Source organism: Streptomyces sp. 1114.5 (assembly GCF_003635085.1).
In the GTDB taxonomy this organism is placed as follows: Bacteria; Actinomycetota; Actinomycetes; order Streptomycetales; family Streptomycetaceae; genus Kitasatospora.
On sequence record NZ_RBXE01000001.1, the window covers coordinates 5,210,576 to 5,226,746 of the forward strand.

Here is a 16,171-nt window from a genome sequence, read left to right on the forward strand (position 1 = left end):
GGGCGCCGGCGGGGCGCCGGCGGCACGGTGGCTGCGCATCGGTGGGGTACGGCTCGGGCCCGGCAGCACAACCGCTGCCGGGCCCGAGCCGTACCCCGCCTCACCGCTCCGACGCGACGTGCGACGGGGGATCAGCCCGCCTGGCGCGTCACCGGCCAGGTCAGGCTCGCGGTCAGGTTCGTCCGCAGCGCCGGGTCGGCCACGTCCGGAGTGGGGTCGGTGGCGACGGCGGTGAGCAGGTGCGGCCGCCAGCGGGGCCCGGTCAGCTTGAGGTCGGCGAGCTCCAGCGCCGTGCGGTCGCGCAGTGCGACCAGCTCGCGCCCGTCCAGGTACCAGCGCAGCCGGGTGCCGGGCACGGGCAGGTCGACGGCCAGGCGGTCGGCGCCGGTGAGCCAACTGCCCTCGGCGGTCGGGCTGGTGAGCGGGGTGGCGTGGCGGTAGAAACCGGCGATCATCGCCTCGCGCCCGGGCAGGTTGAACTCCCGCCCCAGCGAGCGCATGATCGAGTTCTCGGTCGGCCGGTACAGCCCGGTCGGGTAGTAGCCGCCGCCCTCGTACGTGCCGACCGTGCCACCGTCCGGGGTGGCCTGACCGAGCCAGCGCGACCACTTGCTGCCCTGCTGCCGCATCCGGTCGGCGGTCAGCGTACTGATGTTGGGCTCGGCCGGCTCCGCGCCCTGGTACGTCCCCTGGCCGTCGTAGGCGTACTCGTCGGCGAGCTTGCCCAGCGAGTGGCCGGTTTCGTGCACCGCGATCTGCCCGGACTTCGCGTTCCCGCCCGCCACGGTGGCGATGCCCTCGTAGCCGAGCGGGGACTTGACGTCGTTGTAGCCGGCGCCGCCGTACTTGGCGCTGTTGGCCACCACGAGCACCAGGTCCGCCTGCGGGGCCTTGGCGGCGTACCGCTCGACCGCCTTCTCGTCCACGCAGAGCAGGCGCTCCACGCCGTCGCACCAGAAGTACGAGCCCAGCGCGGTGTGCCGCACCGTCGCCTGGTCCGGATCCCCCGTCACCCCCGACTCCGGCGAAACGGCGGACACCGCCCAGACGTTGAACAGCCCGCGGTACGTCGCGTACGGCTCGACGGCGGTCACCTCCCGCCACTTCTCGGCCGCGTCGGTACGGAACTTCTCCTGCTCCTGCGCGGAGTAGCCGTCGCCGATCACCACCACGTCCAGCTTCGTCGCCGGGTCGCCGTTGCGGACCAGCGGCGTCACGTCGCCGTCCCCCTGCACCGGGGCCACGCCCTGGGGGCGGACGGCGAGGAAGGGTGAGACGGCCGGGGCCTGGACGCGGGAGATGCTGCCGTCCTCGGCGAAGGCCTCCACCGGACGCGTGGCCGCCCCGGCGGACACGAGGTCGGCGGCCTGGTCGGTCGGCGCGCGGTCGCCCGGTGCGGCCCAGGCGGGGGCGGAGCCGAGGAGCGCCGCGGCCAGGGCGGCGGCGAGCAGCGCGGTGGTGGTTCTGGCGGCAGTGCGGTGCACGGGTGTCGTCCTCCCGGGTGAATGGCCTGTGGCCCGCCCCCTTCCCATGTCGAGGACCTGACAATCATTCACCGGCCGCCGACCGGTAATACGGCGGCCCGCTCCCGTGGTGTGGGGGCGGGCCGTTGTGGTGTCGGTGCGGGGTGGGTCAGTTGAGGGCGGCGAGGGCGGCCTGGTAGTCGGGCTCGTCGGCGATCTCGGGGACGAGTTCGGTGTGCAGGACGGTGTCGTTCTCGTCGAGGACGATGACGGCGCGGGCGGTGAGGCCGGCGAGGGGGCCGTCGTTGATGGCGACGCCGTAGGTGTCGTGGAAGTCGCGGCCGCGCAGGGTGGAGAGGGTCTTGACGTTGTCCAGGCCCTCGGCGCCGCAGAAGCGGGCCTGGGCGAAGGGCAGGTCGGCGGAGATGCACAGCACGACGGTGTTCTCCAGGGCGGCGGCCTGGGTGTTGAAGGTGCGCACGGAGGTGGCGCAGGTGGGGGTGTCGATGCTGGGGAAGATGTTGAGGACCTTGCGCTGTCCGGCGAAGTCCTTGAGCGAGGTGTCCGCGAGTCCGGCGCCGACCAGCGTGAACGCGGGGGCCTGGGCGCCGGCGGCGGGCAGCGCGCCGCCGACCTGGACCGGGTTCCCCTTCAGCGTGACCTGAGCCATGAAAAGCCTCCTACCGGCGGTGTACGGGAATGCAACGCCGCCGATCCTACTGCCCGGCCCCGCCACCCCCACCGGGTGACCACCGACCGGACACCCACCCCCCTACCCGCCGGGACAGGGCCTGTTCCGCCTCACGCCTGCGTGCCCGCCCCCGTGTTGGTGTCCGCGCCCGCGTCCGCGCGGGGGTCGGGGAGCGTGAAGCCCACACCCGTGAGCTCCTTGGTGGGGTTGTCGTTTCCTGGTTGTCGGTAGTGTGCCGGGCGCGGTGGTGTTCGTCGCCCTCCTTGTTTTGCTGGGGTGGTGTCGTGTGGTGGGGTGTTTGGGCTTCATCGGCGGGTTGATCGGCGGTACCCGGGGTGGTGTTCGGTTTGTTTTGTTGTCGGGGTTGTTCGGTGCAGATTCATGAGAATTGTCTGTGATCGTGTGCTGGCTGCGTCCGGTGCGGCATCGGTGGGGTCATGGTGGGTGGGCGCGTTTGCCGTCCGGTGACGCGTGTGCCGCTTGTTGTCACGGTCTGTTTGTGCTGTCGGTACGACCGGAGTCGAGGGAATCCCATCTGATGGACGCACGTGACGACTTGTCGGGTCCGGGCACGCTGGACCGCCCGTATCCGGGTCAGGCGGCGGGCTGGCCGTTGTCGCGGCCCGCGCATCCGCGTAGCTTGTTCGATGTCATTGCTGCTACTGCTGACGCCCATCCCGATGCGCTCGCGCTCGATACCGGCGAGGTCGTGCTGGACTATCGTGCTCTGCTCCGCCGGGTCGATGTCCTGGCCGCTTCGCTTGCCGCCCGTGGTATCGGTTGTGGTGACCGCGTGGGTGTGCGTATCCCTTCGGGTACGGCCGGCCTGTACGTCGCGATCCTTGCCGTGTTGCGCTGCGGCGCTGCTTACGTTCCGGTGGATGCCGAGGATCCCGACGAGCGCGCGGAGATGATCTGGCGGGATGCCGGTGTGTGTGCTGTCCTGGGCGCGGACGCTGTCCTGGATGCGGGGTGCGCTCGTCCGGGTGGGCGCCCGGCGTGGCCTGCGCCCGCTGACGATGCCTGGATCATCTTCACTTCCGGTACGACCGGCCGTCCCAAGGGTGTCGCGGTGACTCACCGTGCCGCTGCTGCTTTCGTCGATGCCGAGGCCCGTCTTTTCCTGCGCCATCGCCCCTTGGGCCCTGGTGATCGTGTCCTGGCCGGTTTGTCGGTGGCTTTCGATGCCTCGTGTGAGGAGATGTGGCTGGCGTGGCGTCACGGCGCCTGCCTTGTGCCTGCCCCGCGCTCTCTCGTCAAAGCCGGCAGCGATCTCGGCCCCTGGCTGGTGGAGCGGCGTATCACGGCGGTGTCCACCGTTCCTACCCTGCTCGCCTTGTGGCCGCAGGAATGTCTGGAGGCGGTGCGTCTGATCATTGTCGGCGGTGAAGCCTGCCCGGCCGAACTCGTCGAGCGTTTGGCCATCGGCGGCCGCGAGTTCTGGAATACCTACGGTCCTACCGAGACCACTGTCGTCGCCACTGCCGCCCGTCTGCTGCCCGGCCGTCCTGTGCGCATCGGTGCCCCTCTGGACGGCTGGGAGATCGCCGTCGTGGACCCGGCCGGAAACCCCGTGCCCTGGTACGGCAGTGGTGAACTGCTGATCACCGGCGTCGGTACCGCCCGCTACCTCGACCCCGTCAAGGACGCCGAGAAGTTCAGCGCCCACCCTGCCCTGTCCTCACCGCGCGTCTACCGCAGTGGCGACCTGGTGCGCAACGACCCCGAAGGCCTGGTCTTTCTCGGCCGTGCCGACGACCAGGTCAAACTCGGCGGCCGGCGTATCGAGCTCGGCGAGATCGACGCCGCCCTGCAGGCCCTGCCCGGTATCCGGGCCGCGGCCGCCGCCGTGCGCAAGACCCCCGCCGGCGCCGACCTGCTCGTCGGCTACCTCGTCGCCCGCCCCCACACCACCCCCGACCTCGCCGCCGCCCGCCGCCACCTCCTCGAACAGCTGCCCGCCCCGCTGGTCCCGGTCCTCGCCCTCGTCGACTCCCTGCCCACCCGCACCTCCGGCAAAGTCGACCGCGCCGCTCTGCCCTGGCCCCTGACCACCACCACCGGCCCCGCCACCACCACCACCACCGCCACCGCCGGAACCGCCACCGGCCCCGGCCTCGGCGGCACCGCCGGAACTGCGGGAACGGCCGGTCCCGGCCTCGGCGGCACCGCCACCGCCGCCGGAACTGCGGGAACGGCTGGTCCCGGCCTCGGCGGAACCGCCACCGCCGCCGGAGCCGCGGGAACGGCCGGTCTCGGTTTCGGCGGTACTGCCGGTCTGCTCGCCGGACAGTGGGAGCGGCTGTTGGGTAGCGCGCCTGGTCTCCGTGATGACTTCTTCGTCCTCGGTGGTTCCAGCCTTACCGCTGCCCGTCTTGTCTCGGAGCTGCGTACCCGTCACGGTGGCGTCTCTGTTGCCGATCTGTATGCCCACCCGGTCCTGGCTGACCTCGCGGCCTATCTCGACACCCTCACCCCCACCACCGCGCCCCCCGACACCGCCGGCACCGCCACCGCCGCGGGATCCGCGGGAACGGCTGGTCCCGGTTTCGGCGGTACTGCCGGTCTGCTCGCCGCGCAGTGGGAGCGGCTGTTGGGTAGCGCGCCTGGTCTCCGTGATGACTTCTTCGTCCTCGGTGGTTCCAGCCTTACCGCTGCCCGCCTTGTCTCGGAGCTGCGTACCCGTCACGGCGGCGTCTCTGTCGCCGATCTGTATGCCCACCCGGTCCTGGCCGACCTCGCGGCCTATCTCGACACCCTCACCCCCACCACCGCACCCCCCGGCCTCGGCGGCACCGCCACCGCCGCGGGAACCGCGGGAACGGCCGGTCCCGGTTTCGGCGGCACTGCCGGTCTGCTCGCCGCGCAGTGGGAACGGCTGCTGGGTAGCGCGCCTGGTCTCCGTGATGACTTCTTCGTCCTCGGTGGTTCCAGCCTCACCGCTGCCCGCCTTGTCTCGGAGCTGCGTACCCGTCACGGCGGCGTCTCTGTCGCCGATCTGTATGCCCACCCGGTCCTGGCCGACCTCGCGGCCTATCTCGACACCCTCACCCCCACCACCGCACCCCCCACCACCCCCGACACCCCCGACACCGCGGGAACCGCGGGAACGGCCGGTCCCGCCGGCACCCGCGACACTGCCGGCACCGCCGGCCCCGGCCTCGGCGGCACCGCCGACACTGCCGGCACTGCCGGCACCCGCGGCACTGCCGGTACGGCTGGCGGGCGGGCTGGGCATGGTGAGCCGGCTGCCGGTGTGCGGTGGCGCCCGGTGCGCGGTATCCCGCGTACTGCCGTGGTCTGGCAGAGCTTGCTGCTCTTGGTCATGTTCACTCTTGCCGGGCTGCGTTGGATCCTGGCGCTCATTGCTTTGGACAATCTCACCGGTAACCATCTTTCCTGGGCCCCGCACAGTTCCTGGTGGCCCGTTGCTGCCGGTCTCGTTCTCTTCTACAGTGCCCCCGGCCGTACCCTGCTCGCCGCCGTCGGCGCCCGCGTTTTCACGGCCGGTATCCGCCCTGGCAGTCATCCCCGTGGTGGTCATGTCCATCTGCGTCTGTGGGCTGCCGAACGCTACACCGCGCTGTTTGCTACCGCGGCGCTCGCCGGTACCCCTTGGGCGGTGCGCTATGCCCGTGCTCTGGGTTGCCGGGTCGGGGAGGGCGTGCGCCTGCACACTCTGCCTCCTGTCACCGGCCTCGCCCGCCTGGGTGCCGGCAGCTGTCTGGAACCCGAAGCCGACATTGCCGGCTGGTGGCTCGATGGTGACACTCTCCACCTGGGCCGCATCGACGTCGGTGAAGGCGCCCGTATCGGCCACCGTGCCACCCTCATGCCCGGCGCCCGTATCGGCGCCCGCGCCGAGATCGCCCCGGGCTCCTGCGTCACCGCCGCCGTCCCTGCCGGCGAACACTGGCACGGCTCCCCGGCCCGCCCCGCCGCCCGACCCGGCGCCTGCTGGCCCGCCGAGCCCGCCCCCGCTGCGCGTACCCGCAATCCCTGGAACCTCGCCTACGGTGCCGCTTTCGCCTTCCTGGGCCTCGTCCCGGTCATCTCCGCCCTGCCGGCCCTGGCCATCGTCTACCCCCTCATCGACACCGACCGCACCCTGGCCGACGCCCTCCTGCAGCTCCTGCCCGCCACCATTCCCCTCGCCGCTCTCACCCTGCTGTGCCACGCCGCGCTCATAGTGCTGCTCGTGCGCCTGTTCTCCCTGCCCCTGACGCCCGGCCACCACCGCGCCGACGGCCGTGTCGCCTTCTGCGCCTGGGCTGTCAGCCGCCTCAGCGACACCGCCCGCCGCACCCTGTTCCCCTTCTACGCCGGCTTGTTCACCCCCGTGTGGCTGCGCCTGCTCGGCGCCCGCATCGGCCGGCGTGTCGAAGCCTCCACCGTCCTGGCCCTGCCGGGCCTCATGCACGTCGACGACGGCGCTTTCCTCGCCGACGACACCCTCATCGCCCCCTACGAACTGCGCGGCAACTGGCTGCGTCTGGGCCCCGCCCACATCGGACGCCGTTCCTTCGTCGGCAACTCCGGCATCGTCGGCCCCGGCCGCCACCTGCCCGCGAACTGCCTTGTCGGCGTCCTGTCCGACGCCCCCCAGGGCGCCCCCGAAGGCTCCTCCTGGCTCGGCCGTCCCGCCTTCGCGCTGCCTCGCGTCGCCGACAGCGGCGCCGACGCCCGCACCTACAACCCGCCCCGGCGCCTGATGTGGGCGCGTGCCGGCGTCGAAGCGTGCCGGCTGCTGCCCGTCATCCTCGCCGCCCTCCTGGGCGACCTCGTCCTCGCCGTCCTGCAGGAACTGCGCGACGCCTACGGCCTGGGCACCGCCCTGGCCGGCGCCGGCCTCGTCCTCATCGGCGCCGCCGTCATCGCCTGCGCCCTCACCACCGCCGCCAAATGGCTGCTGGTCGGACGCTTCCGCCCCGCCGAACACCCCCTGTGGTCCACCTTCGTGTGGCGCAACGAGCTCTACGACACCTTCGTCGAGGAACTCGCCATGCCCTTCGGCGGCCACACCATCACCGGCACCCCCTACCTGAACGTGTGGCTGCGCAGCCTCGGCGCCCGCATCGGGCGCGGCGTGTGGTGCGAGACCCACTGGCTGCCCGAGAGCGATCTGGTCACCGTCGAAGCCGGCGCCAGCGTCAACCGCGGCACCGTCCTGCAGACCCACCTCTTCCACGACCGCGTCATGCGCCTGGGCCCCGTGCACCTCGGCGCCGGCTCCACCACCGGCCCGCACTCCATCGTCCTGCTCAACGCCACCCTGGGCGCCGGCGCCTGCGTCGGCCCCGCCTCCCTCGTCATGCGCGGCGAGAACGTCCCCGGCGCCACCCGCTGGCTCGGCAACCCCGTCGCCGCCTGGAACGCCGACCCCACCCCACCCCCCGGCCGGCGCGCCCAACACGGGCGCCGCCGCAGCACCACCCGCTGACCCGGGACCGGCCACCGCACACGGCCCCGGGACGGGGCACCGCACACGGCCCCGGGACCGGGCCCAGGTGCCGCCCGGACACCGGCACCCGCTCACGCACCGGCATCCGCTCACGCACCAGCACCCGCTCACGCACCGGCACCGAACACGGCCCCGGGACCGGGCACCGCACACGGCCCCGGGCCCAGGTGCCGCCCGGACACCGGGCACCCGCTCACGCACCGGCATCCGCTCATGCACCGGTGCTGCTCATGCACCGGCGCCCGCTCACGTACCGGCATCCGCTCACGTACCGGCACCGCACACGGCCCCGGGACGGGGCACCGCATACGGCCCCGGGACCGGGCCCGGGTGCCGCCCGGACACCGGCATCCGCTCACGTACCGGCACCGCACACGGCCCCGGGACGGGGCACCGCACACGGCCCCGGGACCGGGCCCAGGTGCCGCCCGGACACCGGCACCCGCTCACGCACCGGCGCTGCTCACGCACCGGCATCCGCTCACGCACCGGCACCGCACACGGCCCCGGGACCGGGCCCAGGTGCCGCCCGGACACCGGCATCCGCTCACGCACCGGCGCTGCTCACGCACCGGCGCTGCTCATGCACCGGCATCCGCTCACGCACCGGCACCGCACACGGCCCCGGGACCGGGCCCGGGTGCCGCCCGGACACCGGCATCCGCTCACGCACCGGCATCCGCTCATGCACCGGTGCTGCTCGTGCACCGGAGGTGCGGGCGCGCAGTTGGTAGTGGAGGTCTTCCCGGCGCCCGGCGCCCGGGCTGCGGTGGTTCCTCAGGCCGGCCCGGATCTCCTCCAGGGTCGCCGTGCCGCGTGCGTCGCCGCGCAGGGCCAGCGCGGCGGCGGCTTCCAGACGGGCGTCGACGTGAGGGTCCGCGAGGCGGGCCGCCAGCACGGCGCGTAGCGCCGGGGAGTCGGTGTCGCAGCGGGCCAGGCCGTGCAGCGCGCTCGTCCGGATGTGCTCCACCGGGTCGTCGGCCAGGCGCAGCAGGGCGGCCAGGCGTGGGGGCGCTGGGCCGTGAGAGCGGGCAGCGCCCGGGCGACGGCCCCGTGTACGTCCGGGGCGCGGTGGCCGGCGTGGGCCGGGACGGCCGCCGGTCCTCGCGCGTGCATGGACGCGCTCCTCGGGCTGAGGCCCGAGGATTGCGGCCCGTGCCGCAGAGTGCGGCACGACCGTGGCTATCCTGCTTCACCGACCTGTGCCGACGCTTGCGCTGGTCTTACCTGGTCTCCACAGGTCTTTCGAACCCGAGGGTTGCGTTCCCGCCCGTCCAGCGGTACCTGACCCGTCGGCGGTACCTGACGCCGTTGCGCCGTGACGGCGAAGCGGCTCTTTCTGACCCGCTGACGCGGGAAAGTCGGCTTCACCACCGCTGTGAACGGCGGAGCACTGCCGACGATCCCGGTAGCCGGTGAAGGGGGAGACGACGGCGGCTCGCAGGGCGTACGGGTCGCGTTCGGTGCCGGCAGCGGGCGCAGGAACGCGGCTGCCTCCCGGGCGTACGGCGGTTCGCCCTCGACCTCGGGGTTGAAGCCGTACCCCAGGAAGTCGATCGCGTCGAGCGCGAAGCGCCTACGGCCCAGCGCCCCGCCGCCGTCGCCGTCGCTGCCGCTGCCGTCGCTGTCGCTGCTGCTGCCGCCGTCGTCGCTGCCGCTGTCGCCGTCGCTGCCGCGTCGCTGCCGCCGTCGCTGCCGCTGCCGTCGTTGCCGCTGCTGTCGCCGTCGTCGCCGTCGTTGCCGCCGTCGTCGTCGTCGCTGCCGCTGTCGCCGTCGCTGTCGCTGTCGCTGCTGTCGTCGAGGGTGTCTTCGGCGGCCGCGCGGGCCCAGTCGAACATCTCCTGGCTCTGCGCAAAGGCGATCCGGCACAGCGACTCGTGCCAGTCGTCGTGGCCGGGGTCGGCGTGGACCAGGGCGCGGGCCATCAGCTCGTCCGGCGGGTGGTGGATACCGAGCCTCGCCTCCACAGCGGTGACGACCGCCCACAACGCCGACAGCCCGCACCGCCCCGGCCCGGGCCGCCAGGGCGGCCAGGGCCATGCGCAGCGTGCGCCGGTGCGGGCTGTCGGCGTCCGGCGGGTCGCGCACGGGGGGCAGCGGCGCGTCCAGGGTCCGGTAGGCGCCGTTCCCGGCGGCCCAGGTGACGGGGTCGACGGCGCCGGCCCAGGGGCGGGCCGGGTCGACGTCCCAGCGCACGACGAGCTCCCGGGCGGCCTCCGGGCGCCCGGCGTACGCGGCGGGCGCCGGCAGCGCGGTGCCGTCCTCGTCGGTGAACCCGCGCGCGTCCTCCAGCACTTTCGAAGACCGTGGTGTCGCCGCCGCGCTCGACGGCGGCCGGCAGCAGGGGAAGACCCGCCGGCCGATCATGCCCGCGCCGCGCCCATCCCTGGGCGAGCGCTTTTGCCGGCGACCGCCGGCCGTCCCTTCGGCGCCCGGGGTGCCGGACAAGGCCGGGGGCCGGGGCCGCCGACGGCACGATCGAAAGACGGCGGCCCCGGCCCCGGGTCCGGGTTCCGTACGGGCGGGGGCATCGACCGCGGACGTGCCCGTACGGGTGCGGTCGCCCGCCATTCGACAACTTCAACAGGACTTGAAGTCAAGCCCCCGCACCTCCCGGCAGGCCACCGGCAGGCCACCGGCACCTCCCGGCAGGCCCCGGCACCTCCCGGCAGGGCCCCGGCACCTGCCCGGCAGGGCCCCGGCCGTCCGTGCGGTCCCGGTGCCGGGTAGCCTCGCTCTGGGCAGGGCCTTGGGACGAGGCGGACAGGGCGGGCGGATGACGGAGCAGCAGCGCAGCTACTGGCGGGTGTCGGACGGTGCGGCCGTCAGCGCCTCCCAGGCACAGATCGTGTGGACCAGGGCGGCCTACCCCGCTCTGGTGGAGGTGGCACGCCGCTACCACGCGGTGATCACTTCCGCGGACCTGGCCGAGGCGGTCCAGGAGGCCTCCGGGGTGCGTACCCGGGTCAACCAGCGGCACTGGATCGGCAAGGTCCTGTCCCTGGTGGTCCTCGAAGCCCACCGGCGCGGCGACCCGCCGCTGACGGCTCTGGTGGTCCACGCGGCGGACGGCAAGGTCGGCGCCGGCTACCAGGAGGTGCTGGCGGTGGCCGGACAGCCGCCGCTCGCGCAGGAGATGGACCGCGAACAGCACGCCGCCGCCGCCCGCCTGGCCTGCTACCGGCACTTCGGCGCCGACCTGCCCGCCGACGGCGGCACCCCCGCCCTCGCCCCGCGCCTGCGCGCCGCACTGCAGCGCAAGACGGCCGCCACCACCACCCGCACCTCCGCGCACGCCGCCGCCTCCGTCTCGGCTGCGGCCGCTGCGCCGCGGCCGCCGGCGATCTGCCCGAACTGCTTCCTGGAACTGCCGGCCACCCGGGTGTGCGACTCCTGCGGGCAGAGCGTCGCACCCTGACCGCCCCTTTGGCGCAGGCGGCCGGTGGCCGGCCGTCACCGGGTGCCGGCCGTCACCGGTGGCCGGCTGTCACCGGGTGCCGGCCGGCGCGGGCATCCGCCCGGGCATCCGCCAGCCCTGGGCCAGCCGTGAGGGGGCCAGGCGCCGGCCGCCGCCGAAGAACTCGCAGAACTTCATGATCAGCGGGTCCCAGCCGAGCGGGTCCACGTAGTGGCCGGTGCCCGGCACGATCAGGCTCTCCTCGACGTGCGCGCGCACGACCGTGACCTCGAAGGCCGTACAGCCCTCGTTGCCCGCCATCGGCGTCGCCGCCTCCAGCCGGCACTCCAGCTGCACCGGGCACTCGGCCGCCCGCGGTGCCCGCACCAGCTCGCCCGCCACCTCGGTCAGCCCGGCCGCGGCGAACTTGCCCCGCTCGTGGCGGTAGCCCTGGCGCAGCCGGTACTCGGCGATGCGCGGGTTGGCGGTCAGCAGCGCCAGGGCGTCCACGGCGTCCACCTGCGCCGAGGAGGGCAGGTTCAGCACGCACTCGCCCTCGCGCCGCAGGTTGGCCGAGGTCTGGGAACTGTTGCCCAGCCCCAGCACGCAGGACTGCCCCAGCCACCACGCCGAGGACATCGGCGCGAGGTTGGCGCTGCCGTCCTCGTTGCGCGAGCCGATCAGCACCACCGGGGTGCCGAAGTACAGGACCTTGAGGTCGGTCACCTTGTGCACGGGAACTGCCGTCCTTGGGGGGTCGGGGGAGGGGACTGTCGTCGGCCACCGACTCTGCCCCCGCCCGCCCGGCGGCGCTGGCGGGGATCGGACATCCAGTTCCCGCCACCCGCCGCCCCGCCGCCCGCCGCCTGCCGCCCGCCGCTGACGGACCGGTCGGCCTGTCAGCTCACCGGTCCCCGGGCGGCGACCTGACGGGCCTGGCCGTCACGCAGCCGGTAGGACAGGCCCACCACCGCCACCGTGCCCTGGGCGACCTTCGCCGCCAGCGCCTGGGAACGCTCCACCAGCAGGTCCACCGTCTGACGGATGTGCTCGTCCACGATCGCGTCCCGGTCCTCGATGCCCGCCGCCTTCGCGGACAGCACGCTCGGCGTCACCCGCTCCACCACGTCCCGCACGAAGCCGCCCGGCATCCGCCCCTGCTCCAGCGAGTCCAGCGCCGCCGCCACCGCACCACAGGAGTCGTGCCCCAGCACCACCACCAGCGCACAGCCCAGCACGCTCACCCCGTACTCGATGCTGCCCAGCGCCTCCGCACCCGTCACGTGCCCGGCGGTACGTACCACGAACAGGTCGCCGAGCCCCTGGTCGAAGATGATCTCGGCGGCCAGGCGGGAGTCCGAACAGCCGAACAGCACCGCGAACGGCCGCTGCGCCGGCGCGAGCGCGGCCCGGCGCCCGGCGTCCTGGTTGGGATGCTCCGGGTTGCCCGCGACGAACCGGGCGTTGCCCTCCAGCAGCACCCGCAGCGCCTCGCCGGGGTCGGATATCGGATCGGGATCGGAGGCCGCCGTGGGGCCGGATATCGGTGTGGGGATCATGCCAGCACCCTAGATCGTCCCAGGTCGGGCCCGCAGCCGGGGGCCGGGCGGGGGCCGGGCGGTGCCGGTCGGTGCTGGTCGGCCGCGGGCGGGTTGCCACGGGGCTGCGCAGGGCCAGGACGCCCGGTGCCCTGCTGTCCCCTGCGCCCGGCCGGCCGGGCCGTCCCCCGGGCCGTCCCTCGGGCCGTCCCCCGGGGTGGTCGGCGCGGTGGGGCGGGCGCAGGCGGGCCGCGCCGGACGGGGAGGCCCGTCTGTCACCGCCGGTGGGTACGGTGGCAGGCGTGTCCGCCCCCGAGCCCCGCCCGGCCTCCGAGCCCCGCCCGGCCTCCGAGCCCCGCCCGGCCTCCGAGCCCCGCCCGGCCTCCGAGCCCCGCCCGGCCTCCGAGCCCCGCCCCACCTCCGAGCCCCGCCCGGTTCGGGTGCCCGTCGCCGACCTCGTGCGGCTGCGCCGGGCCCGCGACCGGATGGACCGCGACTACGCGCAGCCCCTCGACGTGCCGGCGCTCGCCCGCACCGCGCTGATGTCGCCCGGCCACTTCTCCCGCAGCTTCCGCGCCGCCTACGGCGAGACCCCGTACAGCTACCTGATGACCCGCCGGATCGAGCGGGCCAAGGCGCTGCTGCGGCGCGGGGACCTGAGCGTCACCGAGGTCTGCCTGGCGGTCGGCTGCACGTCGCTGGGCTCCTTCAGTACCCGCTTCGCCGAACTCGTCGGCGAGAGCCCCAGCGCCTACCGGGCCCGCGACCACGAGGACGGCGCCGCGATCCCCGCCTGCATCGCCAAGATCCGCACCCGCCCGGTGCGCCGCCCGCAAGCCAGCGGCGGGATCCCTCCCGTAGCGTGAGCCCCATGAGCATCGAACTCGCGCAGTGCTTCATCGCCGTCGACGACCACGACCGGGCCCTCGCCTTCTACCGCGACGTCCTCGGCTTCGAGGTGCGCAACGACGTCGGCTTCGAGGGCATGCGCTGGGTCACCGTCGGCTCGCCCGACCAGCCCGGTGTCGAGATCGTGCTGGAGCCGCCGCTGGCCGACCCCAACGCCTCCCAGGACGACCGCCGGGCCGCCGCCGAACTCCTCGCCAAGGGCCTGCTGCGCGGCGTCATCTTCCGTACCGACGACTGCGACGCCACCTTCGAACGCCTGCGCGCGGCCGGCGCCGAAGTCCTCCAGGAACCCATGGACCAGCCCTACGGCGTGCGCGACTGCGCCTTCCGCGACCCGGCGGGCAACATGCTGCGCTTCAACCAGCCCCGCACGGCCTGACCGCCCACCGCCCCGGTCCGGTCCACCCCCGTGGGGCCGGGCCGGGGCAGCCGGCGCGCGGTCAGTGGTCAGTGGTCAGGGGCCCGGCCGGTGGGTGCGCAGGCAGGCCAGCAGGACCTGGGCCACCGTGAGGGCGGCAAGCACCGACCACGGCAGGAGCCCGGCCCCCGCGGCCAGGATCGCCGGGGCGAGGACGGGCCAGACGGTGGCCAGGCCTGCGCCCGGGTGCGGGTGCGGGTGCGGGTGACGGAGCATCATCGGTGCTCCTGCGGGCATCGCGGCGGGCGGGTCTTCGGGCGGGCCGGTGTGCGGGCCGGTGGCGGTCATGAGGCCTGGCGGGCCCGGTCGAGGAAGGTGCGCAGCGCGGCCCAGGCGTCGGCGGGGGCATGGGGGTCGCCGGACATCGCGGCGGGGTCCTCGCGCCAGGCGGTGCGCACGGCGCTCGACAGGGTGGTGTCGCCGCCGCTGAAGAGGCGGGCGAGTTCGTCGAGGCGTTCGGCGATGCGCCGCACCCGGGGGTCGGTGGGGGCGGTGCCGGCGGTGCGCAGGGCTTCGGCGCGCCGGTAGAGCTGGGGCCATTCGACCTCCAGCAGGTAGTGGGCGGCGGGGCCGAGGGCGGCGGCGTGGTCGGCGAGGGCGTGCAGCTGGTCGTCGTCGAGGTGGCGGCGCAGGGCCTCCTGGGCGGCGGGGCCGGTGGATCCGGTGGCGCCGGTGGCCCGGACCAGGCGCAGCAGGTCGGCGGTGTCGGGGGTGCGTGAGGCGGTGAGTTCGCCGTGCAGGTGGGCGAGGCGTTCGTGCAGGGTCTGCAGGGCGGTGAGGGAGGCCTCGGTGGCGGCCAGGTGCTCGCCCACCAGCCGCACGGGGTCGATGCCGGCGTCGAGGCAGGTGGCGATGGTCTCCAGGCCCAGGCCCAGGCGGCGCAGGGCGAGGACCTGGTAGAGGCGCACGACGTCCTGTTCGGTGTAGGCGCGGTGGCCGGAGGCGGTGCGCCGGGAGGGGCTGAGCAGGCCGATCCGGTCCCAGTGGTGCAGGGTGCGTACGGTCAGGCCGCAGGCCTCGGCGAGCGGGCCGACCTTCCAGGTCTGTTCGGTGGGCATGGCACGAGCATCCCTCCTCACGTCGCGTCAGGTGCAAGCCCGGGTGCCTCAGGCCCGGACCTCCCTATGCGAGAAACCCCCCCCGCCCGCCGCTTCGCCCCGGCCGTCGGCGCCGACGGGCTGCACTGCGCCGTGCGCCGCCCCGGCGTTCGGCCCCGAACAGGGCCACTGCCGCCCGTTCGGCGGCTGCCACGACCGGTCCACCGTCCACGACCCCGCGCTCGCCCGCGACCTCGACGGCTGGTTCCTGACGGACAACGCCCCCGGCGGCCGGGTCGCCGGCGCCCGCCCGTTGCGGCACGCCCGTTCCGCACGCCCGTTGCGGCCCGCCCGTTGCGGCCCGCCCGTTGCGGCCCGCCCGTTGCGGCCGTGCGGGCTCAGGGGGAGGGGGCCGGCGCCGCGCCGGGCGCGGCCTCGCCCGTCAGGGTGCGCAGCAGGTCCTCGCCCAGGGCGAGGCCGGCCTCGGACTCGTCGGGCAGGCCGTAGTCGCGGTACCAGTCGCCCGGGGCCTCCGGGTGCGGGCCGCTGACCGCCACCCGCCCGGCACCGTACGGGGCGACGACCACGGCCGGGCGCCCGCCCGGGTAGCGGGCGAGGACCTGGGTGCCGGGGCCGTCGACGTCGAAGTACGGCCCGTCCTGGAAGTACATCCGCTGCGGGCGCCCGCGCCACAGCACGTCGACCAGCCGGTCCCGCTCGTCGCTCACGCTCGCGCCCGGCGAGCGCACGTACTGCCCGGAGTCGCCCGGCAGCAGGTCGAAGCCCGGGTCGCCGGCCAGGTAACCGCCCATGCACAGCCCCAGGTACCGCCCGCCGCCGCGCACATAGGCCCGCACCAGCTCCGGGGAGAAGCCGCTCTCGCGCCCCAGCAGCTCCCACGCGGTGCTCACCTCCTGCCCGTTGCTGCCACCGGGCTGCACGTACAGCGCCACGCCCGCCAGCGCGGACGGGCCGAACCGCAGCCGCTCCCGCGGCCCCACGTAGCGCACCGCGAACCCGCCGTGCTCCAGCATCGTGCGCGCCGCCTCCGGACAGCCCTCGCAGGCTGCCGGCCCCCGGTACACCAGCGCCAGCGGCCGGCCGTCCGCCGGCTGCGCCTGCCCGTCCCCGCCGGGGGAGCCCCCGCAGCCCGCCGCCACCACCGCCAGCACCACCGCCAGCGCAGCCCGCACCCGACCACCCCGCACCCGCCCACCCCGCACCCGCGCCACTCCTCCCCGGGGCCGCGAACCGCCT

At 74.6% G+C, this 16,171-nt stretch carries 12 protein-coding genes; 4 read left to right on the top strand and 8 right to left on the bottom strand.

From position 1 onward, the window contains the following. Positions 1-131: 131 nt before the first annotated feature. Positions 132-1,484, bottom strand: a complete 1,353-nt coding sequence (locus tag BX285_RS23010) for a M64 family metallopeptidase (protein ID WP_259470648.1) — start codon at positions 1,482-1,484, stop codon at positions 132-134. 148 nt (positions 1,485-1,632) lie between these two features. After that, positions 1,633-2,133 carry a thiol peroxidase gene (gene tpx / locus BX285_RS23015; RefSeq protein ID WP_097234559.1) on the bottom strand — a complete coding sequence of 167 codons (501 nt, stop codon included), beginning with the start codon at positions 2,131-2,133 and terminating at the stop codon, positions 1,633-1,635. A 559-nt stretch (positions 2,134-2,692) separates the two neighbouring features. Between tpx and BX285_RS38595 the strand changes: the two genes are divergently transcribed. Next, the gene (locus BX285_RS38595; RefSeq protein ID WP_259470650.1) at positions 2,693-7,594 is read left to right on the top strand and encodes a Pls/PosA family non-ribosomal peptide synthetase; all 4,902 of its coding nucleotides are present in this window, start codon (positions 2,693-2,695) and stop codon (positions 7,592-7,594) included. 568 nt (positions 7,595-8,162) lie between these two features. On the opposite strand, the gene BX285_RS23035 is transcribed toward BX285_RS38595, so the two are convergent. Then, complete coding sequence (locus tag BX285_RS23035) at positions 8,163-8,585, bottom strand: hypothetical protein (protein ID WP_121176979.1); 423 nt, start codon at positions 8,583-8,585, stop codon at positions 8,163-8,165. Positions 8,586-10,391: 1,806 nt separating this feature from the next. Here BX285_RS23035 and BX285_RS23040 point away from each other — a divergent pair. Then, entirely contained in the window at positions 10,392-11,033 is a 642-nt protein-coding gene (locus BX285_RS23040) for a hypothetical protein (RefSeq protein WP_257032203.1), read from the top strand. Between the two features lie 69 nt (positions 11,034-11,102). Here the strand turns inward: BX285_RS23040 and BX285_RS23045 are convergent, their stop codons facing one another. Together BX285_RS23045 and BX285_RS23050 are read right to left on the bottom strand one after the other, a co-directional pair. Continuing rightward, complete coding sequence (locus BX285_RS23045; protein ID WP_097234526.1) at positions 11,103-11,747, bottom strand: flavin reductase family protein; 645 nt, start codon at positions 11,745-11,747, stop codon at positions 11,103-11,105. 164 nt (positions 11,748-11,911) lie between these two features. Beyond that, positions 11,912-12,571, bottom strand: a complete 660-nt coding sequence (locus BX285_RS23050; protein WP_121176982.1) for a carbonic anhydrase — start codon at positions 12,569-12,571, stop codon at positions 11,912-11,914. Positions 12,572-13,035: 464 nt separating this feature from the next. Here BX285_RS23050 and BX285_RS23055 point away from each other — a divergent pair, with 464 nt between their 5' ends. Beyond that, positions 13,036-13,416 carry a helix-turn-helix transcriptional regulator gene (locus tag BX285_RS23055; protein ID WP_218893151.1) on the top strand — a complete coding sequence of 127 codons (381 nt, stop codon included), beginning with the start codon at positions 13,036-13,038 and terminating at the stop codon, positions 13,414-13,416. A 5-nt stretch (positions 13,417-13,421) separates the two neighbouring features. After that, on the top strand, positions 13,422-13,838 hold the full coding sequence (locus tag BX285_RS23060; RefSeq protein WP_121176984.1) for a VOC family protein: 417 nt from the start codon (positions 13,422-13,424) through the stop codon (positions 13,836-13,838). A gap of 75 nt (positions 13,839-13,913) precedes the next feature. Here the strand turns inward: BX285_RS23060 and BX285_RS23065 are convergent, their stop codons facing one another. The 3 genes from BX285_RS23065 to BX285_RS23075 form a co-directional block, all read right to left on the bottom strand. Next, a complete protein-coding gene (locus BX285_RS23065; protein ID WP_121176987.1) occupies positions 13,914-14,096 on the bottom strand; it encodes a hypothetical protein in 183 nt (60 codons plus the stop codon). A gap of 65 nt (positions 14,097-14,161) precedes the next feature. Continuing rightward, positions 14,162-14,935, bottom strand: coding sequence for a MerR family transcriptional regulator (locus BX285_RS23070; RefSeq protein WP_121176990.1), 774 nt, complete (start codon positions 14,933-14,935; stop codon positions 14,162-14,164). Positions 14,936-15,312: 377 nt separating this feature from the next. Next, positions 15,313-16,107 (bottom strand): BPL-N domain-containing protein, encoded by a 795-nt coding sequence (locus tag BX285_RS23075; RefSeq protein WP_183107147.1) that lies wholly within the window; start codon positions 16,105-16,107, stop codon positions 15,313-15,315. Positions 16,108-16,171 lie beyond the last annotated feature (64 nt).

What these genes read in the sequence shown, in the direction of transcription:
- BX285_RS23040 (WP_257032203.1), top strand. Translation starts at nt 10,392, where the DNA reads ATGACGGAGCAGCAGCGCAGCTACTGGCGGGTGTCGGACGGTGCGGCC.
- BX285_RS23050 (WP_121176982.1), bottom strand. Translation starts at nt 12,571, where the DNA reads ATGATCCCCACACCGATATCCGGCCCCACGGCGGCCTCCGATCCCGAT.
- BX285_RS23060 (WP_121176984.1), top strand. Translation starts at nt 13,422, where the DNA reads ATGAGCATCGAACTCGCGCAGTGCTTCATCGCCGTCGACGACCACGAC.
- BX285_RS23070 (WP_121176990.1), bottom strand. Translation starts at nt 14,935, where the DNA reads ATGCCCACCGAACAGACCTGGAAGGTCGGCCCGCTCGCCGAGGCCTGC.
- BX285_RS38595 (WP_259470650.1), top strand. Translation starts at nt 2,693, where the DNA reads ATGGACGCACGTGACGACTTGTCGGGTCCGGGCACGCTGGACCGCCCG.
- tpx (WP_097234559.1), bottom strand. Translation starts at nt 2,133, where the DNA reads ATGGCTCAGGTCACGCTGAAGGGGAACCCGGTCCAGGTCGGCGGCGCG.
- BX285_RS23065 (WP_121176987.1), bottom strand. Translation starts at nt 14,096, where the DNA reads ATGATGCTCCGTCACCCGCACCCGCACCCGCACCCGGGCGCAGGCCTG.
- BX285_RS23055 (WP_218893151.1), top strand. Translation starts at nt 13,036, where the DNA reads ATGGACCGCGACTACGCGCAGCCCCTCGACGTGCCGGCGCTCGCCCGC.